Origin of the sequence: Streptomyces sp. Mut1 (assembly GCF_030719295.1) — a bacterium.
Classification (GTDB): domain Bacteria; phylum Actinomycetota; class Actinomycetes; order Streptomycetales; family Streptomycetaceae; genus Streptomyces; species Streptomyces castrisilvae.
In genome coordinates this window covers 4,820,768-4,841,716 of sequence record NZ_CP120997.1, presented here as the reverse complement: position 1 = coordinate 4,841,716, position 20,949 = coordinate 4,820,768, and the positions used below count along the sequence as shown (strand labels likewise).

The 20,949-nt window shown below is 72.6% G+C and carries 25 protein-coding genes; 4 read left to right on the top strand and 21 right to left on the bottom strand.

What is annotated here, in order from left to right:
* Together P8A18_RS21155 and P8A18_RS21150 are read right to left on the bottom strand one after the other, a co-directional pair.
* Nucleotides 1–573: a sigma-70 family RNA polymerase sigma factor gene (locus tag P8A18_RS21155; protein WP_018550556.1), complete on the bottom strand. Its 573-nt coding sequence runs from the start codon at nt 571–573 to the stop codon at nt 1–3.
* A gap of 257 nt (nt 574–830) precedes the next feature.
* Nucleotides 831–1,442, bottom strand: coding sequence for a response regulator transcription factor (locus tag P8A18_RS21150; RefSeq protein ID WP_003948568.1), 612 nt, complete (start codon nt 1,440–1,442; stop codon nt 831–833).
* 445 nt (nt 1,443–1,887) lie between these two features.
* On the opposite strand from P8A18_RS21150, the gene P8A18_RS21145 reads away from it, so the two are divergent.
* Nucleotides 1,888–2,214, top strand: coding sequence for a WhiB family transcriptional regulator (locus tag P8A18_RS21145; protein WP_018550557.1), 327 nt, complete (start codon nt 1,888–1,890; stop codon nt 2,212–2,214).
* 97 nt (nt 2,215–2,311) lie between these two features.
* On the opposite strand, the gene P8A18_RS21140 is transcribed toward P8A18_RS21145, so the two are convergent.
* A complete protein-coding gene (locus tag P8A18_RS21140) occupies nt 2,312–3,202 on the bottom strand; it encodes a LysR family transcriptional regulator (RefSeq protein ID WP_018550558.1) in 891 nt (296 codons plus the stop codon).
* Between the two features lie 83 nt (nt 3,203–3,285).
* Between P8A18_RS21140 and P8A18_RS21135 the strand changes: the two genes are divergently transcribed.
* Both P8A18_RS21135 and P8A18_RS21130 read left to right on the top strand, forming a co-directional pair.
* Nucleotides 3,286–3,966, top strand: coding sequence for an MOSC domain-containing protein (locus P8A18_RS21135; protein WP_306056634.1), 681 nt, complete (start codon nt 3,286–3,288; stop codon nt 3,964–3,966).
* Between the two features lie 61 nt (nt 3,967–4,027).
* Nucleotides 4,028–4,801, top strand: a complete 774-nt coding sequence (locus P8A18_RS21130) for an SDR family NAD(P)-dependent oxidoreductase (RefSeq protein ID WP_018550560.1) — start codon at nt 4,028–4,030, stop codon at nt 4,799–4,801.
* Nucleotides 4,802–4,856: 55 nt separating this feature from the next.
* On the opposite strand, the gene groL is transcribed toward P8A18_RS21130, so the two are convergent.
* The 10 genes from groL to tsaB all read right to left on the bottom strand — a co-directional run bounded on the left by groL (nt 4,857) and on the right by tsaB (nt 12,457).
* Complete coding sequence (gene groL, locus P8A18_RS21125; RefSeq protein ID WP_018550561.1) at nt 4,857–6,479, bottom strand: chaperonin GroEL; 1,623 nt, start codon at nt 6,477–6,479, stop codon at nt 4,857–4,859.
* 103 nt (nt 6,480–6,582) lie between these two features.
* The gene (gene groES / locus P8A18_RS21120) at nt 6,583–6,891 is read right to left on the bottom strand and encodes a co-chaperone GroES (RefSeq protein WP_018101172.1); all 309 of its coding nucleotides are present in this window, start codon (nt 6,889–6,891) and stop codon (nt 6,583–6,585) included.
* A 217-nt stretch (nt 6,892–7,108) separates the two neighbouring features.
* Nucleotides 7,109–8,095, bottom strand: a complete 987-nt coding sequence (locus P8A18_RS21115; protein WP_371933698.1) for a polysaccharide deacetylase family protein — start codon at nt 8,093–8,095, stop codon at nt 7,109–7,111.
* Nucleotides 8,096–8,229: 134 nt separating this feature from the next.
* Nucleotides 8,230–8,595: a hypothetical protein gene (locus P8A18_RS21110; protein ID WP_306056630.1), complete on the bottom strand. Its 366-nt coding sequence runs from the start codon at nt 8,593–8,595 to the stop codon at nt 8,230–8,232.
* Between the two features lie 72 nt (nt 8,596–8,667).
* Nucleotides 8,668–9,333, bottom strand: a complete 666-nt coding sequence (locus P8A18_RS21105) for a hypothetical protein (RefSeq protein WP_306056628.1) — start codon at nt 9,331–9,333, stop codon at nt 8,668–8,670.
* A gap of 43 nt (nt 9,334–9,376) precedes the next feature.
* Entirely contained in the window at nt 9,377–9,847 is a 471-nt protein-coding gene (locus P8A18_RS21100) for a VOC family protein (RefSeq protein ID WP_306056626.1), read from the bottom strand.
* Nucleotides 9,848–9,910: 63 nt separating this feature from the next.
* Entirely contained in the window at nt 9,911–10,195 is a 285-nt protein-coding gene (locus P8A18_RS21095; protein WP_306056624.1) for a hypothetical protein, read from the bottom strand.
* Complete coding sequence (gene tsaD / locus P8A18_RS21090) at nt 10,192–11,298, bottom strand: tRNA (adenosine(37)-N6)-threonylcarbamoyltransferase complex transferase subunit TsaD (protein ID WP_306056622.1); 1,107 nt, start codon at nt 11,296–11,298, stop codon at nt 10,192–10,194. The genes P8A18_RS21095 and tsaD overlap by 4 nt, the downstream gene beginning before the upstream one ends.
* Complete coding sequence (gene rimI / locus P8A18_RS21085; protein WP_306056620.1) at nt 11,298–11,813, bottom strand: ribosomal protein S18-alanine N-acetyltransferase; 516 nt, start codon at nt 11,811–11,813, stop codon at nt 11,298–11,300. Before rimI ends, tsaD begins: the two co-directional genes overlap by 1 nt.
* The gene (tsaB, locus tag P8A18_RS21080) at nt 11,810–12,457 is read right to left on the bottom strand and encodes a tRNA (adenosine(37)-N6)-threonylcarbamoyltransferase complex dimerization subunit type 1 TsaB (protein ID WP_306061044.1); all 648 of its coding nucleotides are present in this window, start codon (nt 12,455–12,457) and stop codon (nt 11,810–11,812) included. The genes rimI and tsaB overlap by 4 nt, the downstream gene beginning before the upstream one ends.
* A gap of 206 nt (nt 12,458–12,663) precedes the next feature.
* On the opposite strand from tsaB, the gene P8A18_RS21075 reads away from it, so the two are divergent.
* On the top strand, nt 12,664–13,206 hold the full coding sequence (locus P8A18_RS21075; RefSeq protein WP_306061042.1) for a hypothetical protein: 543 nt from the start codon (nt 12,664–12,666) through the stop codon (nt 13,204–13,206).
* A gap of 66 nt (nt 13,207–13,272) precedes the next feature.
* Here P8A18_RS21075 and P8A18_RS21070 read toward each other — a convergent pair whose 3' ends face one another.
* The 8 genes from P8A18_RS21070 to glmS all read right to left on the bottom strand — a co-directional run bounded on the left by P8A18_RS21070 (nt 13,273) and on the right by glmS (nt 20,903).
* Nucleotides 13,273–13,485, bottom strand: coding sequence for a hypothetical protein (locus P8A18_RS21070; protein ID WP_306056618.1), 213 nt, complete (start codon nt 13,483–13,485; stop codon nt 13,273–13,275).
* A gap of 130 nt (nt 13,486–13,615) precedes the next feature.
* Nucleotides 13,616–14,164 (bottom strand): tRNA (adenosine(37)-N6)-threonylcarbamoyltransferase complex ATPase subunit type 1 TsaE, encoded by a 549-nt coding sequence (tsaE, locus tag P8A18_RS21065; protein ID WP_306056617.1) that lies wholly within the window; start codon nt 14,162–14,164, stop codon nt 13,616–13,618.
* 26 nt (nt 14,165–14,190) lie between these two features.
* Complete coding sequence (locus P8A18_RS21060) at nt 14,191–15,399, bottom strand: alpha/beta fold hydrolase (RefSeq protein WP_306056615.1); 1,209 nt, start codon at nt 15,397–15,399, stop codon at nt 14,191–14,193.
* A gap of 67 nt (nt 15,400–15,466) precedes the next feature.
* The gene (gene alr, locus P8A18_RS21055; protein WP_306056613.1) at nt 15,467–16,630 is read right to left on the bottom strand and encodes an alanine racemase; all 1,164 of its coding nucleotides are present in this window, start codon (nt 16,628–16,630) and stop codon (nt 15,467–15,469) included.
* 85 nt (nt 16,631–16,715) lie between these two features.
* Nucleotides 16,716–17,102: a DUF488 domain-containing protein gene (locus tag P8A18_RS21050; RefSeq protein ID WP_306056611.1), complete on the bottom strand. Its 387-nt coding sequence runs from the start codon at nt 17,100–17,102 to the stop codon at nt 16,716–16,718.
* A 42-nt stretch (nt 17,103–17,144) separates the two neighbouring features.
* Nucleotides 17,145–18,611, bottom strand: a complete 1,467-nt coding sequence (locus P8A18_RS21045) for an NAD(P)H-hydrate dehydratase (protein WP_306056609.1) — start codon at nt 18,609–18,611, stop codon at nt 17,145–17,147.
* A 47-nt stretch (nt 18,612–18,658) separates the two neighbouring features.
* Entirely contained in the window at nt 18,659–19,027 is a 369-nt protein-coding gene (locus P8A18_RS21040) for a holo-ACP synthase (protein ID WP_018550576.1), read from the bottom strand.
* Nucleotides 19,028–19,055: 28 nt separating this feature from the next.
* Nucleotides 19,056–20,903, bottom strand: a complete 1,848-nt coding sequence (gene glmS / locus P8A18_RS21035) for a glutamine--fructose-6-phosphate transaminase (isomerizing) (RefSeq protein ID WP_306056606.1) — start codon at nt 20,901–20,903, stop codon at nt 19,056–19,058.
* Between the last annotated feature and the right edge of the window lie 46 nt (nt 20,904–20,949).

The following is a 20,949-nucleotide window of genomic DNA, read 5'->3' as shown; positions in this document are numbered from 1 at the left end:
TCACTGCTCCGCGAGGGCCCGCAGCCGGCTCAGCGCCCGGTGCTGCGCGACCCGCACGGCACCCGGCGACATGCCCAGCATCTGCCCGGTCTCCTCGGCGGTCAGCCCGACCGCGACCCGCAGAACGAGCAGTTCGCGCTGGTTCTCCGGGAGGTTGGCGAGGAGCTTCTTGGCCCAGGCGGCGTCGCTGCTGAGCAGCGCGCGTTCCTCCGGGCCGAGCGAATCGTCGGGCCGCTCCGGCATCTCGTCGGAGGGCACGGTCGATCCCGGGTGCCGCATCGCGGCGCGCTGGAGATCGGCCACCTTGTGCCCGGCGATGGCGAAGACGAAGGCTTCGAAGGGTCTGCCCGTGTCCTTGTAGCGCGGCAGGGCCATGAGCACCGCGACGCAGACCTCCTGCGCCAGGTCCTCGACGAAGTGGCGGGCGTCACCGGGCAGCCGGCTCAGCCGGGACCTGCAGTAACGCAGCGCCAGTGGGTGGACGTGGGCCAGCAGATCGTGCGTGGCCTGCGCGTCGCCCTCGACGGCCCGGTGCACCAGGGCACCGATCACCGTCGTTCCGTCGTCGCGCATCGGACCATGGTGCCCCGGCCCCGCGTCATCCGCGGCACCGCGTCCGTAGTTGTGCACCGAAGCGTTATGAGCGGGTGCGCCGGAAGTCATGTCCTGCGCCCTCCCCTTCCGCTCGACCGAATCGTTCCCGAGGAACTCCACGTCTCAAGGATGCGGCATCGGCCGGGAAGCGTCACATACCGCCTGGGCGGCGGGCTCCGCCGGCGGGGTACGGCTCGCGCCGCACCCCCGTCCGGGGCCGCCGGCCGGGCCTGCCGTCAGCGGACCAGGCCCCAGCGGAAGCCGAGCGCCACCGCGTGCGCCCGGTCCGAGGCACCGAGCTTCTTGAACAGCCGCCGGGCGTGCGTCTTCACCGTGTCCTCGGAGAGGAACAGCTCGCGACCGATCTCCGCGTTGGAGCGGCCGTGGCTCATCCCTTCGAGGACCTGGATCTCACGCGCGGTGAGCGTGGGCGCCGCACCCATCTCGGCCGAGCGCAGCCGGCGTGGGGCGAGCCGCCACGTCGGGTCCGCCAGGGCCTGGGTGACGGTCGCCCGGAGCTCGGCCCGGGAGGCGTCCTTGTGCAGATAACCGCGGGCGCCGGCGGCGACCGCCAGCGCGACGCCGTCCAGGTCCTCGGCGACGGTCAGCATGATGATCCGGGCGCCGGGGTCGGCGGAAAGCAGCCGTCGGACCGTCTCCACCCCCCCGAGGCCGGGCATGCGTACGTCCATGAGAATCAGATCCGAACGGTCGGCACCCCAGCGGCGGAGGACTTCCTCGCCGTTGGCGGCCGTCGTCACACGCTCGACGCCGGGCACGGTCGCGACCGCGCGACGGAGCGCTTCTCGGGCAAGCGGGGAGTCGTCGCAGACGAGGACGGATGTCATGACCGCCCTCCGCAGCTGATGCGCGTCACCTTGAGCCTCCAGGCTGTTACAAGTCGTCACCTGTGCGGTTGACGCTCTCGGACATCTGCCCGATCGCTCTTTCTGCCAACCGCCTCCGCACTCTCAACGATGGTCACTCGAAAGAGTTACGGGTTGGAAGACCGAGTTCGGCACTCTACGTGAGGACGCGCACACGGAGCAGAACGCCACGGGTCGTCCAGTCGTCAACCGAAACTTCCGATGACTCTATGCCCCATTTAGCGGGATTTCTTCCCTTTTACTGGTGTCTGTGGCTAGATTCGCAACCAGTCATATTTACATCTACTAACACCGTAGATGTACGGTTTTGTACGCGGTCATCGACGAGCACCCACCCACGACGCATCCGGTCCACGACGAACGACAACGACGTTTCCGACTCAGCACGGTTTCGAGGGGACAAGCAATGGCCGATTTCTCCCGCCTTCCCGGACCCAACGCCGATCTGTGGGACTGGCAGCTGCTGGCAGCCTGCCGCGGGGTCGACAGCTCGCTGTTCTTCCACCCCGAGGGGGAACGCGGGGCCGCCCGCAGCGCCCGCGAGACCTCCGCGAAGGAGGTCTGCATGCGGTGCCCGGTGCGCGCCGAGTGCGCGGCGCACGCGCTGGCGGTGCGCGAGCCCTACGGCGTGTGGGGCGGACTGACCGAGGACGAGCGCGAGGAGCTGATGGGACGCGCCCGCAACCGGCTGATCTCGGCGGCGGCCCCCTCGTCCCCGCCCGGCCACGGCTGATCCCCCGCCCGGCCCACACCACAACAGAAACGTTTCTTCATCGCCCCGCCCATCGCCCCACAGCGCCGCCCCGCCCCGCCGCCCCGCAGGCGCGGCCTCAGCGGGCCGCCGCCAGGGACAGCTGGTCCAGGGTCGCCGCCACGGCCGGGACCCGCGCCAGGTCGGGCAGGGTCAGCGCGACGATCTCGCGCTCGATGGCCGGCTCCACCGTGACGGTCCTGGCGCCCATCGGGCGCACCGACTCGATCGCAAGCGCCGGCAGCACCGCCACGCCCAGACCCGCGCCGACCAGGCCGATCACCGCCGGATAGTCATCGGTGGCGAAGTCGATGCGGGGGGTGAAGCCGGACTCCTCGCACACCTCCACGAGCTGCCTGCGGCACCGGGGGCACCCGGCGATCCAGGACTCCCCCGCGAGTTCGGCGATGCCCACCTCCTCGCGGCCCGCCAGCGCGTGCCCCTCGGGGACGAGGCCGGTCAGCCGGTCGGTGAGCAGCGGGCGCACCACCAGGTCGTCCCACTCGGCGCCCGGTTCGCCGTACCGGAAGGCGAGCGCGATGTCGCAGTCGCCGTCGCGCAGCATCTCCACCGACCGGGGCGGCTCGGCCTCGACCAGCGAGACCCGGGTGCCGGGGTGTTCGGCCCGCAGCGCGGCGAGGGCGCCGGGAACCAGGGACGAACTGCCGCTCGGGAACGAGACCAGGCGGACCCGGCCGGCCCGCAGCCCCGCGATCGCGGCGACCTCCTCCTCGGCCGCGGTGAGCCCGGCGAGGATGCCCGACGCGTGGCGCACAAGGGCCTCGCCCGCCTGTGTCAGCCGCATCTCGCGGCCCGTGCGGATCAGCAGCGTGGTCCCGGCGGAGGACTCCAGGGCCTTCATCTGCTGGCTGACGGCGGGCTGGGTGCAGCCCAGTTCACGGGCTGCGGCGGAGAACGAGCCGGTGGTGGACACGGCGCGCAGGACGCGGAGGTGGCGGGCTTCGATCACCCCTCGATCATAAGCGATTCTTGGGGACACGGGCTAATTATTTGCGCGTGCCTTTGGGTGCGGGTCTGGTCTAGCGTTCGGGTATGACCGCGACGACAGTGCTGACCGTGAACGCGGGGCGTCCCAAGGCGGCGTCCTACACCAACGCCCCGGGCGGCATGACCGGGATCGACAAGCGCCCCGTCGAGGGGCCGGTGCGGGTCTGCGACCCGGGGCCCGAGGGTGAGGGCGGCAGCGGTCTCGCCGGGGACGCGGTGTGCGACCTGCGCTACCACGGCGGCTCGCACCAGGCGGTCTACGCCTTCGCCCGCGAGGAACTCGACGCGTGGGAACGGGAGCTGGGACGCCCGCTGCCCAACGGCTCGTTCGGCGAGAACCTGACCACGGCCGGGCTGCGGGTCAGCGGCGCGCTGATCGGTGAGCGCTGGCGGATCGGTGCCGGCCCGGTCCTGGAGGTCACATCGGGCCGGATTCCGTGCCGTACGTTCGCCGGCCACATCGGCGAGGCGCGCTGGCTCAAGCGGTTCACGCGGGCGGCGGCCCCCGGGGCGTACTTCCGGGTCGTCACCCCGGGCTCCGTCCGGGCCGGGGACCCGGTCGAGATCGTGCACCGGCCGGACCACGGGGTGACGGTGGAGCTCCAGTTCCGGGCGGTGACGACCCGGCGCGACCTGCTGCCGCTGCTCCTGCCGGCCGGCGACGCGCTGCACCCCGAGGCGCTGCGGAAGGCGCGCGCCTACGTGGCGGAGCTCGCCGCTTCCTGAGTGCGCGGGGGTGGCGAGAGCGCCGTGAACGGCCGGTTCCGGATGCTCTAACGTGCCGCGTATGACGACTGCACTGATTACGGGCGCGACCGCGGGCATCGGGGCCGCCTTCGCACGGCGGCTCGCGGCCGACGGGCACAACCTCGTGCTGGTGGCCCGCGACACCGGCCGGCTGCGGGAGCAGGCCACCGAGCTGCACGACCGGCACGGCATCGAGGCCGAGGTGCTGACCGCCGACCTGTCCACGGACCAGGGGATCGGCGCGGTCGAGGACCGGATCGGCGACCGCCTCCAGCCGGTCGATCTCCTGGTCAACAACGCCGGGTTCGGCAACAAGGGCAGCTTCCTCGACGTGCCCATGGCCGACGAGCTGACGATGCTGAAGGTGCACTGCGAGGCGGTCCTGCGGCTGACCTCGGCGGCCGCGGCCGGCATGAAGGAGCGCGGCAGGGGCGGGATCGTCAACGTGGCCTCGGTCGCGGCGTTCGTGCCGCGCGGTACGTACGGGGCGTCCAAGGCGTGGGTCGTGCAGTTCACCCAGGGCGCGGCGAGGGACCTGGCGGGTTCGGGGGTGCGGATGATGGCGCTCTGCCCCGGCTTCGTACGGACGGAGTTCCACCAGCGGGCCGGGATGGGCACGGGCAACATCCCGGGCTGGATGTGGCTCGACGCCGACAAGCTGGTGGCCACGGCGCTCGCGGACCTGGCCCGCGGCAAGTCCCTGTCCATCCCCGATCCCCGCTACAAGGCGCTGATGGGGCTGGTGAAGGTGGCCCCGCGCGGGCTGCTCGGAGGCGTGACCTCCCGGACGGGCCGCAAGTACGGGCCCCAGTGACCCACACACGAAAGGCCCGGCACCCCACGAGGGGTACCGGGCCTTTCGCTGTGTACTAGTGGGAGTGGCCGTGGCTGTGACCGGCCTCCGGCTCCTCCTCGGCCGGCTTCTCGACGACCAGGGTCTCGGTCGTGAGCAGCAGCGACGCGATGGAGGCGGCGTTCTCCAGGGCGGAGCGGGTGACCTTGACCGGGTCGATGACGCCGGCCTTCACCAGGTCGCCGTACTCGCCGGTCGCGGCGTTGAAGCCCTGGCCCTTGTCCAGCTCGGCGACCTTGGAGGTGATGACGTAGCCCTCCAGGCCCGCGTTCTCCGCGATCCAGCGGAGCGGCTCGACGGCGGCGCGGCGCACGACCGCGACACCGGTGGCCTCGTCGCCGGTCTTGTCGAGGTTGCCCTCCAGGACCTTGACGGCGTGGACGAGAGCGGAGCCACCACCGGAGACGATGCCCTCCTCGACCGCGGCGCGGGTCGCGGAGATGGCGTCCTCCAGACGGTGCTTCTTCTCCTTGAGCTCCACCTCGGTGGCGGCACCGACGCGGATCACGCAGACCCCGCCGGCCAGCTTCGCCAGGCGCTCCTGGAGCTTCTCGCGGTCCCAGTCGGAGTCCGTGGCGTCGATCTCGGCCTTGATCTGGTTGACCCGGCCGGCGACCTCGTCGGACTTGCCGCCACCGTCGACGATGGTGGTGTCGTCCTTGGAGACGGTCACGCGGCGGGCGGTGCCCAGCACGTCCAGGCCGGCCTGGTCGAGCTTGAGGCCGACCTCCTCGGCGATGACGGTCGCACCGGTGAGGGTGGCGATGTCGCCGAGCATGGCCTTGCGGCGGTCACCGAAGCCGGGGGCCTTCACGGCGACGGCGTTGAACGTGCCGCGGATCTTGTTGACGACCAGGGTCGACAGCGCCTCGCCCTCGACGTCCTCGGCGATGATCAGCAGCGGCTTGGAGCCACCGGCCTGGATGACCTTCTCCAGGAGCGGCAGCAGCTCCTGGATCGAGCCGATCTTGCCCTGGTGGATCAGGATGTACGGGTCGTCGAGGACGGCCTCCATACGCTCCTGGTCGGTCACCATGTACGGCGACAGGTAGCCCTTGTCGAAGGCCATGCCCTCGGTGAAGTCGAGGTCCAGACCGAAGGTGTTGGACTCCTCGACGGTGATGACACCGTCCTTGCCGACCTTGTCCATCGCGTCCGCGATGAGCTCGCCGACCTGGGCGTCCTGCGCGGAGAGCGCGGCGACGGCGGCGATGTCGGACTTGTCGTCGATCGGGCGGGCGGTCGCGAGGAGCTCCTCGGAGACGGCCTTGACCGCGGCGTCGATGCCCTTCTTCAGGGCGGCCGGGGAGGCACCCGCGGCGACGTTGCGCAGACCCTCGCGGACGAGCGCCTGGGCGAGCACGGTGGCGGTGGTCGTACCGTCACCGGCCACGTCGTTGGTCTTGGTCGCCACCTCCTTCACCAGCTGCGCACCGAGGTTCTCGTACGGGTCGTCCAGCTCGACCTCGCGCGCGATGGTGACACCGTCGTTGGTGATGGTGGGAGCACCGAACTTCTTGTCGATGACGACGTTGCGGCCCTTGGGGCCGATCGTCACCTTCACCGTGTCGGCAAGCTTGTTGACGCCGCGCTCAAGGGCGCGACGGGCGTCCTCGTCGAACTTCAGGATCTTCGCCATGGAGCTGAACTGTCCTCTCGAAACAAGAACTGCGCCCCTGCCGCCCGGCTAGTCATCTCGCTGGGGGCCAGGGGCGCAGAACAGAAGCAAAACGGTGAGTGAACTACTTCTCGATGATCGCGAGCACGTCGCGAGCCGAGAGGACGAGGTACTCCTCGCCGTTGTACTTCACCTCGGTGCCGCCGTACTTGCTGTACAGCACGACATCGCCGGTCTTGACGTCGAGCGGAAGGCGCTCGCCGTTCTCGAAGCGGCCCGGACCCACGGCCAGGACGACGCCCTCCTGGGGCTTCTCCTTCGCGGTGTCCGGAATAACCAGGCCGGAGGCCGTGGTCTGCTCGGCGTCGAGCGGCTGGACCACAATGCGGTCCTCAAGCGGCTTGATCGCAACCTTGGAGCTGGCGGTCGACACGATCCGGTCTCCCCCTTCGGAGATCTCACGGGGTTTAACAGTCTTTGGATGGCGACCAGGTGAGCCCGTCGTCGCGGGTGCCGGACCTGCCGGTCGCACAGTACTGCTGGCACTCTCCAGTGGGGAGTGCCAGCACTGAGACTATGACCGTGATTAGCACTCGGTCAAGCGGAGTGCCAATTCACGCCCCTCGTGGCGGATCCGGGCCACGCCCTTCTCACACGTAGTCCTCCAGCCGGGCCACCGCGTACCCCTTGTCCGTGACGGTCTTCATGACGGACCGGATCAGGTCGGGCATGCTGCCCTTCCAGTCCTTCTTGCCCCGGAAGTGGGTGAGGATGATGTCGCCGGGATGCAGGTCGAGGTCCTCCTCGCGCCACTCCATGTGGTCGGGGAACGCCTCCTCGGCCCAGAGCGGCACCGCGGTGATGCCGCAGGACTTGGCGATCTTCAGGGTGTCGGTGTTGTAGTTGCCGTACGGCGGGCGGAAGAGCCGGGGCCGCTTGCCGAACTGCTTCTCGATGATGTCCTGCTGGTCGCAGATCTCGCGCTTCTGCTCCTCGTAGGAGAGACCGGGCATGTAGCGGTGGTTGAGCGTGTGGTTGTTGAGCGTGACCCCGCGCGCCTCGGCGTCCTTGAAGTACGTGTAGTTGTCGCGCACCAGGTAGTCGCTGAGGAAGGCGCTGTACGGGATGTTCAGCTCCGACATCATCTTCAGCAGCTCGGGGTCCTTGTCGTCGCCGTCGTCCATGGTGAGGAAGACGACCTTGTCCTTGGTGGGGACCGTGGTGAAGACCGGCGGCAGCGAGTCGTCCTGACCCTCGACCTCGAAGCCCTTGCGGGTGGTGATGTGCGGCTTCACGGCGGGCGGTGCGGGCGGCGCGAGCGGGGTGCTCGCCAGGCCCCACTTCTTGGCGGCGACCGCGCGGGCGGCCTGGGCGAGCTTGGCCCGCTCCGCCTGCGCGGCGCGGGTGCCCAGCGCTCCGGCGGCCGGGGCGTCGGCGGGCGCGCCCGGCTGTCCGGCCTGGAGCTTCGCGCCCTGCCCGGTCCCCGTGTCGCCGGCCTCGGCCGCGCAGCCGGAGGCGGCTGCGACCACCAGGAGCGCGGCCAGGACCGCGTGGCCCGGCCGGCGCCGCAGGTGGCTCCGTCCCCGTCGCGCCCGCTGCCGCCCGCCCGTCACCGCACCCGGTCTGCGCCCATTCATGGCCAATTTGTCCTTTTGTCGTACTGGCTGCATGGCGCCGCATATTGCCAGGACGTGAAAGGGCATCGGGCCCGACACCGCCGCCGGGTCCGCACGGTCCCCCCGGGTGGCTCACACGGGGGCGGCCGAATGCGTCACGCGAGATCGGTCAGGTCCTCGGCGTACACCTGGGAGAGGGGCTGAGGGCCGACGTACTGCTGGCAGTTGCACTGGCCCGACTCGAAGCGGACGGGCTTCTTCTGCTCGTCCCAGGCGGTCGGCAGCTCGACCCGCTCATGGCACTTGCCCTGCTTGTCGTGCTTGGCGAGGTGGTGCGTGCAGCCGCAGACGGGCTCGGGCGGCTTGTTGGCGGCCTCGACCGCGAGCCGTTCCTGCCGGCCGGCCTCCAACAGCTCCAGCCTGCGGGTGTGCCGGTTGCGCAGCGCGGTGCGGATGTTGTCGGCGAGCCAGCCGAAGCCGCCCGTCCAGAAGATGATGAGCACCCACCAGTACCACTCCATGAAACGCCCTCCCCCTGCATCACGTCGGACACAGCGTTATCCGTGTACACGCCAAGACTAGATCGGCTGGGCTCAGCGGTGTGCGCCGCCGCCCGCAGAGATCAGTGGTCCCGGCGCGATGCCCCCGGCCAGCGTCCGGAGAATCCAGCGCCGGTGCCAGAAGGCCTTGACGATGCCGATGAGGCCGACGATCCAGGTGAGGAATCCCAGGCCCATGATCAGCGCCATCAGCCCGTAGGTGTCCTGGCCCCGGACCGCTCCGGCGGGCACGACGACGCAGGCGTACAGCCCGAGCGCGCACAGCACGAAGGACGGCAGCAGCCACACCAGGCTCGTGCCCGGCAGCCGGAGCACGGCGTCCCTGGCCGGGTCCCGGTCCAGCTCGCCCCACCGCTCCAGCAGCCGGCGCACCGCCATGTCCCGGCGCACTCCGGCCGCGACCAGGGTCACCGCGGGCACCAGGCAGGCGGCGCCCATGGCGAACAGGACCACGCCGAAGACGGCGCTGAAGAAGTCGTAGCTGTCCTCGAACGCGATGAGGGCCGTCCCGGTCAGTGACCACCCGAGCGCGCCGAGCAGCCCCCACAGCCACAGCAGCCCGAGCCGGCCGGGGCCGATGTGCATCCTGACCAGTACGCCGAGCAGATAGGCCCGGTCGGCGAGCAGCGCCTCGCGGTCGGGCCAGGCGCGTATCTCCACGGGCGGCGGGGGCGGCGGCAGCGCCGAGCGAGGGGGCATGGCCCCGACCCTATCGAGCGTCCCCCCAACTGCCGCGCGGGGCTCAGGCGTTGCGCAGGGCCTCGATGTCGATCCGTTTCATGGCGAGCATCGCCTTCATCGCGCGGGCCGCCTTCTCCGGGTCCGGGTCGGTCAGAACCTCGCCCAGGCCCGGCGGGACGATCTGCCAGGAGACGCCGAAGCGGTCCTTGAGCCAGCCGCACTGGCTCTCCTGCCCGCCGTCCGAGCTGAGCGTGGTCCACAGCCGGTCCGCCTCCTCCTGCGAATCGCACTCGACGGAGAGGGAGACCGCCTCGGAGAAGGGGAACTCGGGCCCGCCGTCGAACGCGACGTACTCGGCGCCGTCGAGCTGGAACCGTACGGTCATCACCGCCCCCTCCTCGCCGGGGGACGCGGCGGTCCAGCGGGTCACCTCCAGCACGCGGGAGTCGCCGCCGATGACGGAGATGTAGTAGTCGGCCGCTTCTTCGGCCTGGTTCTTGTCGAACCACAGGAACGTGGTCACCTTCTGCATGGTCTTCTCCTCACCGATTGGTGCAAAGTGCCGTGCAGGGTAGACCGCGGGCGGGCCCGGAACTCATCGGCCGGGCGCCACCGGACCCAGCGACTCGAAGCGCCAGCGGTGCACCGGGCGGGTGATCAGGGACGCGTCCGGCTCCGGCAGCTCCGGCAGCTCGTCGCCGTACGCCCCGTCCCACCAGGTGATGACCAGGACCCGGTCCTGCGGGGCGCGCAGGAGTTCGCCGCGCAGCGGGGACCGGGGCAGCTCTGCGGCGCGGGCGCGGGCCCACTCCAGCAGCTCGGCGCCCCGGCCCTCGGTGGCGCGGGCCTCCCACATCAGGGCGGTGGCGGGGGCGCTCATGAGTACAGGTTGTCCTTGCTGACCTCGTGCACGTGGTCATGGTCGTGGGTGTGGGCGTGGGCGCCGGGGACATGGGTCTCGGTGACCGGCAGCGAGGAGTCGGCGGACAGCTCCAGGTCGGAGGCGGGCCGGTTGCGGGCCACCATCTCGGCGCCGAGCGCGGCGACCATCGCCCCGTTGTCGGTGCACAGCTTGGGGCGCGGCACGCGCAGCCGGATGCCGGCCCGCTCGCACCGCTCCTCGGCGAGCGCCCGCAGCCGCGAGTTGGCCGCGACACCGCCGCCGATCATCAGGTGGTCGACGCCCTCGTCCTTGCAGGCGCGGACGGCCTTGCGGGTGAGCACGTCCACCACGGCCTCCTGGAAGGACGCGGCCACGTCCCGTACCGGCACGTCCTCGCCGGCCGCGCGCTTCGCCTCGATCCAGCGGGCGACGGAGGTCTTCAGGCCGGAGAAGGAGAAGTCGTACGCGGGGTCGCGCGAGCCGGTCAGGCCGCGCGGGAAGGCGATGGCGGCCGGGTCGCCCTCCCTGGCAAGCCGGTCGATGACCGGGCCGCCGGGGAAGCCGAGGTCCAGCACCCGGGCGATCTTGTCGAAGGCCTCGCCCGCCGCGTCGTCGATGGTCGCCCCGAGGGGCCGCACGTCGTTGGTGATGTCGGGCGCCAGGAGCAGCGAGGAGTGCCCGCCGCTGACCAGGAGCGCCATGGTGGGCTCGGGCAGCGGGCCGTGCTCCAGCTGGTCGACGCAGATGTGCGAGGCGAGGTGGTTGACCCCGTACAGCGGCTTGTTCAGCGCGTACGCGTACGCCTTGGCCGCCGAGACGCCGACAAGCAGGGCTCCCGCGAGGCCGGGGCCCGCGGTGACGGCGATGCCGTCGAGGTCCCGCCCGCTGACGCCGGCCTCCTTCAGGGCGCGCTCGATGGTGGGGACCATCGCCTCCAGGTGCGCCCGGGAGGCGATCTCCGGGACGACGCCGCCGAAGCGGGCGTGCGTGTCGACGCTGGACGCGACGGCGTCGGCGAGGAGCGTCGTGCCCCGGACGATCCCGACGCCGGTTTCGTCGCAGGAGGTCTCGATGCCGAGTACGAGCGGTTCGTCAGCCATCAGTCAGTCTCTGTTTCTCGTACGTCTTCTTGTACGTCTTCGTGTACGTGGAGGCGCATGACGAGCGCGTCGATGTTGCCCGGCTGGTAGTAGCCGCGGCGGAAGCCGATCGGTTCGAAGCCGAAGCGGGCGTACAGCTTCTGGGCCCGGGTGTTGTCGACGCGGACCTCCAGCAGCACTTCGGCGCACTCGAAGGCCGTGGCGTGCTTGAGCAGGTCGGTCAGCAGCTCGGAGCCGAGTCCGCCGCCCCAGTGGCCGCGGGTGACACCGATCGTCTGTACGTCGGCGAGGTCACCGGCGGCGGCGAGGCCCGCGTACCCGGCGATCCGGCCGGTGCCCGGCTCCTCGGCGACGACGTAGCGGCGGGTGGCCCCCGGTCCCCGCGCGTGCGCCAGCTCGGACCAGAACATGCCGGCCGACCAGGCGTCGTCCGGGAACAGCTCGTGCTCCAGCTCCAGCACGGCGTCGATGTCCCACCAGCGCATCTCACGCAGCACTGCGGTCGTGGCGGTCACTGCGGGGTGACCACCTTGTAGTTCTTCGGGACCTGCGCGTCGGGCCTGCGGAGGTAGAGCGGCTGCGGCGGGAGCAGTTCGGCGCCGGCCGCGAGGCGTTCGGCGGCGAGGCCGGCGAGGGCGCCCGCCGCGAGGTGTTCGGGGCCGCGGGCGTCCGGGAAGGCGTCGGGGTAGAGCACCGCGCCCGCCCCGACGACGGGGAGGCCCGCGAGCCGCTCGGCGATGTCGGCCGGCCGGTCCACGCAGGGGCCTTCGGCCCGGGTGCGGGCGTCCTCGTACCGTGCCCAGTAGACCTCCTTGCGGCGGGCGTCCGTGGCGACGGCGAAGGGCCCTTCGAGCCCGTCGAGACCTGCGGCGTACGCGAGGCCGTCCAGGGTGCACAGCCCGTGCACCGGCACGGACAGCGCCGAGCCGAACGTCGCGGCCGTGACGAGGCCGACCCGCAGCCCGGTGTACGGTCCGGGGCCGACGCCGACGACGACGTCCGTCACGGCGTCGAGTTTCACCCCGGCGTCCGCGAGTACCCGGTCGACGGCGGGCAGCAGCAGCTCCCCGTGCCTGCGGGCGTCGACCTGGGCGGACTCGGCGACGACGCGGGTCCCGTCGTGCAGGGCGACGGTGACGGCGGGGGTGGCGGTATCCATTGCGAGCAAGAGCACGCAAACAGCCTACGGCTCCGGCGAGGTCCGCCCCGCGCCCCGTACGGCTTCCCGTTCCGGGCGACCCCGGCTGCTACCGTCACCGGTTGTACGCGGAGTACGTGTAAACGCTTGTACGACTTACGGCACTCGCCTTATGGCACACGACAGCGAAAGAGGCACGCACGGTGGCAAGGGGCAGCTCGGGAATCGTGGCCGCGCTCACCGCGGCGGCCGTCGCCGTGGTCGGCTTCCTGGCCTACCAGGCCTCCGCCAACGTGCCGGACGATCTGGGCGCGAAGCCGAAGGCGTCGAACAGCGCCCCGGCTCCGGCCGGCGCCGGGCACTCCAAGCCGAAGGCGAAGAAGGACCCGCTCGCGGTCCCCGCCGACTCCGGCACCGGGACGCGCGTCGTGTACGCGCTGAGTGACCGCCGGGTCTGGCTGGTGGACGCGAAGGGCAAGGCTTCCCGGACGTTCGAGGTCATGCCGAGCGCGGTGACGGCCGTGCCGGGCACCTACACGGTGACCTCGCGCTCCGGCACCGTGCAGGGCTCCGACGGGGTGCCGATCGAGCACGTGGTGCGGTTCGCCTCGGTGGACGACGTGGCCATCGGCTTCAGCGCGGCCCAGGACGGCTCGATGGAGGAGCCCGACCCGACCCTGAAGGCGGGCGGCGTCCGGATGACCCGCGAGGACGGCAACGCGATGTGGACGTTCGCCACGGTGAGCGTGAAGGTGGTCGTGGTTCCGTAAGCCCGGCCGGGCGGGGCCCCGCGCGGGCGGGGCCGCGGGCCGCTGCCGGGCCCGTCGGAGGCGTCCTCAGTCGCCGGACGGGCCGGGTTCCGCCGGGCGCCCGGAATTCGCCGGGCCGCCGGGTTTCCGCTTGCCGCCGTTCCCGGGGCGGTCGGAGGCTTCGTCGCCCGCCGGGGTCTTCGGCGGGGTGGATACCGCGTTCGCCGCCGCTCCCGCGGCCAGCAGGGCGCTCATCGATACCGCGCGCGGCGGCTGCGCTTCATGCTCGGATGCCGGCATGGACGCCTCCTGGGACTCCGGTGGAAGGCATGGTTAGGCAGACCTAACCTGCTCTCGTCCTCCATGTGACCATGCCTGCCCCGTCCGGCGCAACATTTTACCGACACCGCGTCGGAAACAACGGCTCCGCTCAGGCCCAGGGCGCCCAGGACTCGTTGCGCAGCCCCGCCCACCTGGCGCCCACGCCCCGCAGCGTCACCGAGCGCCGCTCGTCGTCCGTGTCCCCGACCGCGCGGTCGATGAGCACCTGGAGCCGGTCCTCCGACAGCTCCTCGACCTTGCCGTCGCCCCACTCCACGACGACCACCGAATCCGGCAGCGACACATCCAGGTCCAGGTCCTCCATCTCGTCCAGACCGCCGCCCAGCCGGTACGCGTCGACATGGACCAGCGCGGGCCCGGCGCCGAGCGGGGGGTGGACCCGGGCGATCACGAAGGTGGGGGACGTGACGGCGCCGCGCACCCCCAGGCCCTCGCCGAGTCCCCGGGTCAGGGTCGTCTTGCCCGCGCCCAGCTCGCCGGTGAGCATCACGAGGTCGCCGGGGCGCAGCACGGAGGCGAGCCTGCGGCCCAGGGCCCCCATCTGTTCGGGGGAGTCGACCGCCAGCTCCACGGTGACGGCGGACGGGGTGTTCTCGGCGGTCCCGGCGGCCGCCGGGCTGTTCTGCGCTGCTTCCATGTCCGGAAACGATACGGGCGCGGCCGTCAGGATTCCGGTACGGCTCCCGCCCGCACCAGCAGGTCGGCGAGCCGGTCGGTCACCGTCTCCGGGTGTTCCAGCATCACGAGGTGGCCGGCGTCGGGAACGATGACCAGTTCCGCTTCGGGCAGCCGGTCCGCGATGGCCTCGCTGTGCGAGCTGGGCGTCACCAGGTCCTTGTCGCCGGCCAGGATGAGGACCGGCAGATCGCGGAAGAGGGGCAGGGCCGCGCTCTGGTCGTGTTCGGCGAAGGCGGGGTAGAACTCGGCGACCACGTCGATCGGGGTGGCCTCGATGAGCCGCTCGGCGAACCGCGCGACCGCCGGGTCCACGTCCCGCGAGCCGAACGAGTACCGCTTGATCAGCCCGGCGAACAGGTCGGCGGTCGCCCGCCGTCCCCGCTCCACCAGCTCCGCCTGCGAGCCGAGCGCCCTCAGCACCCCGGGCAGCACCCGGCGCACCGCGTTGACGCCCGCGACCGGCAGCCCGAAGCTGACCTCGTCGAGCTTCCCGCCCGACGTGCCGACGAACGCGACGGCGGCGACCCGGTCGCGGATCAGCTCCGGGTACCGGTCGGCGAGCGCCATGATCGTCATGCCGCCCATGGAGTGGCCGACCAGGACGAGCGGACCCTCGGGGGCGGCCGCGTCGATGACCGCCTTGAGGTCGCGGCCGAGCTGGTCGATGCCGACCGGCACCCCGCCGCCGGCGCGGGCCTGGGCCCGGCCGCGCTCGGAGCGGCCGTGGCTGCGCTGGTCCCAGTGGACGGTGCGCACGATGCCGCGCAGGGCGGCCCGCTGGAAGTGCCAGGAGTCCTGGCTGAGGCAGTAGCCGTGGCTGAAGACGACCGTGACCGGGGCGGGCGCCTTGCGTCCGAAGAGCCGGCGCCTGCGGGGGCCCGCGCCCGCGGCGAAGGACGCGGTGCCGTCGGGTCCCGCCCCGTCGATCTCGTCCACCTCGTAGAACAGCTCGGTGCCGTCGTCGGCCGTGGCCCGGCCCGGCACCCCGCGCAGCGAGCCGTACGGTCCGGTGGCGTCCAGGGCCAGCCGGGCGCGCTTGCGCATGGACCGGCCGACCGTCAGCCGCTCGACCGCGACTCCGGCCGCCGCCCCGGCGGCGAGCACACCTATGGCGGCGCCGGCGACTCCCGCCCGGCGCCAGCCGGCCGCGGAAGCGGCCGTCGCCACCGCGTCACCCGCGCTGATCTCGCTCACCGTGCCGCGCTCCTCGTCGCTCGTGTCGGTCGGTCCCGGCCCGCGGGCATCTGTGGCCCGTGCCCGGTCAGACCCCGGCCGGGGCCCCGTCCTCGGCGCCCCGGTGGACGCGCGGCACCCGGCCGCCGATCCGGGTGACGATCTCGTACGCGATCGTGCCGGCCGCCTCGGCCCAGTCCTCGGCGCTCGGCTCGCCCCGGTCGCCGGGGCCGAACAGCACCGCCTCGCTGCCGGCCGCCACCTGGTCGCCGTCCAGGTCCACGACGAACTGGTCCATGGCCACCCGGCCCGCGATCGTCCGCCGCACCCCGCCGACCAGGACGGGGCCCCGGCCGGACGCGTGGCGCGGGATGCCGTCGGCGTACCCGAGCGGCACCAGGCCGAGCGTGGTCTCCGCGGCCGTCGTGTAGTGGTGGCCGTAGCTGATGCCGTGGCCGGCCGGTACGTGCTTGACCAGGGCGACGGACGCGGCGAGCGTCATGACGGGGCGCAGCCCGAAGTCGGCGGCGGTGCCCAGTTCGGGCCCCGGCGAGATGCCGTACATGGCGATGCCGGTGCGCACGAGGTCGAAGTGGGACTCGGGGAGGGTGAGGGTGGCCGGGGAGTTGGCGATGTGCCGCACCTCGGGCTCCACGCCAGCCTTCTCCGCGTACGCCACCATGTCGCGGAAGGTGTTCAGCTGGGCGGTGATCGAGGGGTGGCCCGGCTCGTCGGCGCAGGCGAAGTGGGACCACAGGCCGGTGACGCGGACCGTGCCCGCCTGCTCGGCGGTACGGGCGGCGGCGACCAGTTCCGGCCAGTCGGCGGGCTGGCAGCCGGCCCGGCCGAGGCCGGTGTCGGCCTTGAGGTGGATACGGGCGGGCCGCCCGGCCTCCGCGGCGGCGGCGGTGACCTCGTCGAGTGCCCACATGCCGCTCACCGACACGTCGACGCCGGCCTCGATCGCCTCGCGCCAGGGCCCGCCCGGCGTCCACAGCCAGCACATCATCGGTGCTTCGAGCCCGGCCGCGCGCAGGGCCAGGGCCTCCTGCGGGGTCGCGGTGCCCAGCCAGGCGGCGCCGGCCTCCAGTGCGGCGCGCGCGCAGGGGACCGCGCCGTGCCCGTAGGCGTCGGCCTTGACCACGGCCATGAGCCGCGCCCCGGACGCCCGAGCACGCAGCACGCGCACATTGGCGCGGAGTGCGGCGAGGTCGATCTCGGCACGGGCTCTGAGGGACGCTGTCTCGTTCATATCGCGCCCAGTGTCTCAGAGCCGTACGGCCCGGCCTGCTGGACACCGGGCCCGGCGGGGCGCGCCTTTCCGCTCCGTGGGCAGGTCAGGCGTGGTGCAGTTCGTGTTCCAGGTGGTCGGCGAGGACCGGTACGTGGCTGTGCGGGACGTCCTTGACCGCCGTGACGAGCGTCACCGGGCCGCCCTCGCGGACCAGCCCCACCAGTTCGTCCACGGCCGCCGTGTGCACCGGGTCGGCGAGTTCGGCGCGGTAGCGGTCCACGAAGGCGTCGTAGCGCGTCCCGGAGCGGTCCTCGTGGTACCAGGAGCGCAGTTCGTCCGACGGGGTGAGGTCCTTGAGCCACCGGTCGATCGCGGCCCGCTCCTTGGAGACCCCGCGCGGCCACAGCCGGTCGACCAGGACCCTCGTTCCGTCGCCGTCCTCCGCGGGGTCGTACACCCGGCGGACGCGCACGTCATCGCTGCTGCTCACGGCGGATCGCCTCTCGTGTGAGGTTGCTTCCTCCAGCGTCTCTCAGGCGCGGACGTCCCGCCAGGCCGCGGGGATGGCGTCGGCGACGTCCAGCGCGGCGAGCGGGGAGCCGTCCGCGGCGCGGCGGGCCGCGAGGCCGTGCAGGTAGGCGCCGGCGGAGGCCGCGTCGAGCGGGGCGAGGCCGGCGGCGAGCAGGGAGCCGGTGAGGCCGGAGAGCACGTCGCCGCTGCCGGCGGTCGCCAGCCACCCGGTGCCCGTCGGGTTGACCCGGACCGGGGTGTGCGGGGTGTCGGTGGCGATGAGGGTGGTCGACCCCTTGAGCAGGACCGTGGCGCCGAACCGGGCGGCCAGTTCGCGTACGGCGGCGAGCCGCCCTGCCTCGACCTCCTCGCGGCGGGCGCCGAGCAGCGCCGCGGCCTCCCCGGCGTGCGGGGTGAGGACGGTGGGCGCGGTGCGGGCCCGGACCACCTCGGCGTCCAGCAGCCGCAGCCCGTCCGCGTCGACCAGCACCGGCACATCGGTGGCCAGGATGTCGGAGACGGCCGCGACGGCGTCCGTACCGTCGCCGAGTCCCGGCCCGACGACCCACGCCTGCACCCGCCCGGCCCGCGCGGGGCGGCCCGCGTGGACCAGGGTCTCGGGATGCCGGGCGATGACGGCCGCGCCGCCGGGGCCCGCGTAGCGCACGGCCCCCGCCCCGCCGCGCAGCGCCCCGGAGACGGCCAGCACGGCGGCGCCCGGGTAGCGGGCCGACCCGGCGGCGATGCCGACGACCCCGCGCCGGTACTTGTCGCTCTCGGCGGCGGGCACGGGCAGCAGCGCCGCCACGTCCGCGTACTGGAGGGCCTCCAGGTCGGGCACGCCGGGGAGTTCGGCGCCGAGCCCGATGTCCACGAGGCGCAGCGCCCCGGCCCGTTCGGCGGCCGGGTCCACGAGCAGCGCCGGTTTGTACGCCCCGAAGGTGACGGTCGCGTCCGCGCGCACCGCTTCGCCGGGCACCTCGCCGGTGTCGGCCTCGACGCCGCTCGGCAGGTCGACGGCGACGACGGGCGCGCCGTGCGCGGTGTAGCGCCCGACCAGTCCGGCCGCGTCGGGCCGCAGTCCGCCGCGTCCGCCGATGCCGGTGATGGCGTCCACGACGAGGTCGATGCGCCCGGCCCAGTCCTGGTGGGTGGTGCTCTCCCCGCCGTCCACGACGCGCCCGCCCGCCGCGAGCAGGGCCGCGCTGCCGCCCTCGTGGGCCCGGCCGGGGACGGCCCGTACGGCCACCACCCCGGCCCCGCGCCGGGCGAGCCGGGCGCCGGCGTACAGGGCGTCGCCCCCGTTGTCGCCGGTGCCGACGAGGAGGACGACGCGGGAGCCGTAGACCCGGCCGGCCCGGCGCAGCAGGTCGGCGCAGGCGGCGGCGAGTCCGGCGGCGGCGCGCTGCATCAGCGCGCCTTCGGGAAGCCGGGCCATGAGGGCCTGTTCGGCGGCCCGTACGGTCTCAACGCTGTAGGCGGTACGCATGCCACCCAACGTACGCAGGAACCGCCGGGGGCGCGCCGCGTAGCGCGCTACCCCTCCGCGATGACCACCGCCGACGCCACCCCGGCGTCATGACTGAGCGACACGTGCCACTGCCGTACGCCCAGTTCGGCGGCGCGGGCGGCGACCGTGCCGCTCACCCGGAGCCGGGGCCGGCCGCTGTCCTCGACGTACACCTCGGCGTCCGTCCACAGCAGTCCGGCGGGGGCGCCGAGCGCCTTGGCGAGGGCCTCCTTGGCGGCGAACCTGGCGGCCAGCGAGGCGATGCCGCGCCGCTCCCCGTCGGGCAGCAGCAGTTCCGCCTCCACGAAGAGGCGCGCGGCCAGCAGCGGTGTGCGCCGCATCGCCGCGTCGAACCGTTCGATCTCCGCCACGTCGATGCCGACCCCGATGATCACGTACCCGCCCTCACTTCCGACCGCCGGTTCACTCCACCGTGACGGACTTCGCCAGGTTGCGCGGCTGGTCGACCTCGTTGCCGCGGGCCGTCGCCAGTTCGCAGGCGAAGACCTGCAACGGCACGGTGGCGACCAGCGGCTGAAGCAGCGTAGGCGTTGCCGGGACGCGGATGAGGTGGTCGGCGTACGGGACGACCTCGTCGTCGCCCTCCTCGGCGATGACGACGGTCAGGGCGCCGCGGGCCCGGATCTCCTGGATGTTCGACACGATCTTGCCGTGCAGCACCGAGCGCCCGGCCGGGGACGGCACCACGACGACGACCGGGAGGCCGTCCTCGATCAGCGCGATCGGCCCGTGCTTGAGCTCTCCGGCGGCGAACCCCTCGGCGTGCATGTACGCGAGTTCCTTCAGCTTCAGCGCGCCCTCCAGGGCGACCGGGTAGCCGACGTGCCGGCCGAGGAAGAGCACGGTGTCGTGGCCGGCCAGCGACCGGGCCAGCTCGCGGACCGGTCCCATGGTCTCCAGGACCCGGTCGACCGAGCCGGAGATCTCGGAGAGCTGCCGGATGACGGTACGGATCTCGTCGCCCCACTTGGTGCCGCGCACCTGGCCGAGGTAGAGGGCGACGAGGTAGCAGGCGACGAGCTGGGTGAGGAACGCCTTGGTGGAGGCGACGGCGACCTCGGGCCCGGCGTGCGTGTAGAGCACGGCGTCGGACTCGCGGGGGATGGTGGAGCCGTTGGTGTTGCAGATGGCGAGCACCTTCGCGCCCTGTTCGCGGGCGTGCCGCAGCGCCATCAGGGTGTCCATGGTCTCGCCCGACTGGGAGATGGCGACGACCAGGGTGTGCGGGTCCAGGATCGGGTCGCGGTAGCGGAATTCGCTGGCCAGCTCGGTCTCGCAGGGGATGCGGGTCCAGTGCTCGATGGCGTACTTGGCGATCATCCCGGCGTGGAACGCGGTCCCGCAGGCGACGATCACCACCTTGTCGACCTCGCGCAGCTCGCCGCGCGTGATGCGCACCTCGTCCAGGTGGAGCGTGCCCTCGGGGTCGATGCGGCCGAGGAGGGTGTCGGTGACGGCCTTGGGCTGCTCGGCGATCTCCTTGAGCATGAAGGAGGCGTAGCCGCCCTTCTCGGCGGCGGACGCGTCCCAGTCCACGTGGTACGCGCGGACGTCGGCGGGCTCCCCGTCGAAGCCGGTGACGACGACGCCCTCCCGGCGCAGCTCCACCACCTGGTCCTGGCCCAGCTCGATCGCGGACCTGGTGTGCGCGATGAACGCGGCGACGTCGGAGGCGAGGAACGACTCGTCCTCCCCCACCCCGACGACGAGCGGCGAGTTGCGGCGGGCGCCGACCACGACGTCGGGCGCGTCCGCGAAGACGGCGACGAGCGTGAACGCCCCTTCGAGCCGCCGGCACACCTGCCGCATCGCCTCGGCCGGCTCCCCGCACTGGCTGTACGCCTCGGCGAGGAGGTGGGCGACGACCTCGGTGTCGGTCTCGGAGAGCAGGTCGTGGCCGCGCTCGCCGAGTTCGGCGCGCAGGGCGGCGAAGTTCTCGATGATCCCGTTGTGGACGACGGCGACGCGGCCCGCGTTGTCGAGGTGCGGGTGGGCGTTGACGTCGGTGGGTCCGCCGTGGGTGGCCCACCGGGTGTGCCCGATCCCGGCGCTCCCGGCCGGCAGCGGGCGCTCGCTCAGCGCCTTCTCCAGGTTGACGAGCTTCCCGGCCTTCTTCGCGGCGGCCAGCCCGCCGTCGGCGAGGACGGCGATGCCGGCGGAGTCGTACCCCCGGTACTCCAGCCGCTTGAGGCCCGCGACGACGACGTCCTGTGCCGACTGCCCACCGACGTAACCCACGATTCCGCACATAGTGGTCCTTTCCTGGTCACCAGCCCCTATTCTTCGCATAGTCGCA

Excerpts from the sequence above, each read along its gene's own strand:
- P8A18_RS21105 (WP_306056628.1), bottom strand. The coding sequence starts at position 9,333 with ATGCCCCCTCGCTCGGCGCTGCCGCCGCCCCCGCCGCCCGTGGAGATA.
- P8A18_RS21100 (WP_306056626.1), bottom strand. The coding sequence starts at position 9,847 with ATGCAGAAGGTGACCACGTTCCTGTGGTTCGACAAGAACCAGGCCGAA.
- P8A18_RS21135 (WP_306056634.1), top strand. The coding sequence starts at position 3,286 with ATGACCGCGACGACAGTGCTGACCGTGAACGCGGGGCGTCCCAAGGCG.
- P8A18_RS21045 (WP_306056609.1), bottom strand. The coding sequence starts at position 18,611 with ATGCGTACCGCCTACAGCGTTGAGACCGTACGGGCCGCCGAACAGGCC.
- glmS (WP_306056606.1), bottom strand. The coding sequence starts at position 20,903 with ATGTGCGGAATCGTGGGTTACGTCGGTGGGCAGTCGGCACAGGACGTC.
- P8A18_RS21145 (WP_018550557.1), top strand. The coding sequence starts at position 1,888 with ATGGCCGATTTCTCCCGCCTTCCCGGACCCAACGCCGATCTGTGGGAC.
- P8A18_RS21070 (WP_306056618.1), bottom strand. The coding sequence starts at position 13,485 with ATGCCGGCATCCGAGCATGAAGCGCAGCCGCCGCGCGCGGTATCGATG.
- alr (WP_306056613.1), bottom strand. The coding sequence starts at position 16,630 with ATGAACGAGACAGCGTCCCTCAGAGCCCGTGCCGAGATCGACCTCGCC.
- P8A18_RS21150 (WP_003948568.1), bottom strand. The coding sequence starts at position 1,442 with ATGACATCCGTCCTCGTCTGCGACGACTCCCCGCTTGCCCGAGAAGCG.
- tsaB (WP_306061044.1), bottom strand. The coding sequence starts at position 12,457 with ATGGATACCGCCACCCCCGCCGTCACCGTCGCCCTGCACGACGGGACC.
- P8A18_RS21115 (WP_371933698.1), bottom strand. The coding sequence starts at position 8,095 with ATGAATGGGCGCAGACCGGGTGCGGTGACGGGCGGGCGGCAGCGGGCG.
- P8A18_RS21155 (WP_018550556.1), bottom strand. The coding sequence starts at position 573 with ATGCGCGACGACGGAACGACGGTGATCGGTGCCCTGGTGCACCGGGCC.
- P8A18_RS21095 (WP_306056624.1), bottom strand. The coding sequence starts at position 10,195 with ATGAGCGCCCCCGCCACCGCCCTGATGTGGGAGGCCCGCGCCACCGAG.
- groL (WP_018550561.1), bottom strand. The coding sequence starts at position 6,479 with ATGGCGAAGATCCTGAAGTTCGACGAGGACGCCCGTCGCGCCCTTGAG.
- P8A18_RS21130 (WP_018550560.1), top strand. The coding sequence starts at position 4,028 with ATGACGACTGCACTGATTACGGGCGCGACCGCGGGCATCGGGGCCGCC.
- tsaE (WP_306056617.1), bottom strand. The coding sequence starts at position 14,164 with ATGGAAGCAGCGCAGAACAGCCCGGCGGCCGCCGGGACCGCCGAGAAC.
- tsaD (WP_306056622.1), bottom strand. The coding sequence starts at position 11,298 with ATGGCTGACGAACCGCTCGTACTCGGCATCGAGACCTCCTGCGACGAA.
- P8A18_RS21110 (WP_306056630.1), bottom strand. The coding sequence starts at position 8,595 with ATGGAGTGGTACTGGTGGGTGCTCATCATCTTCTGGACGGGCGGCTTC.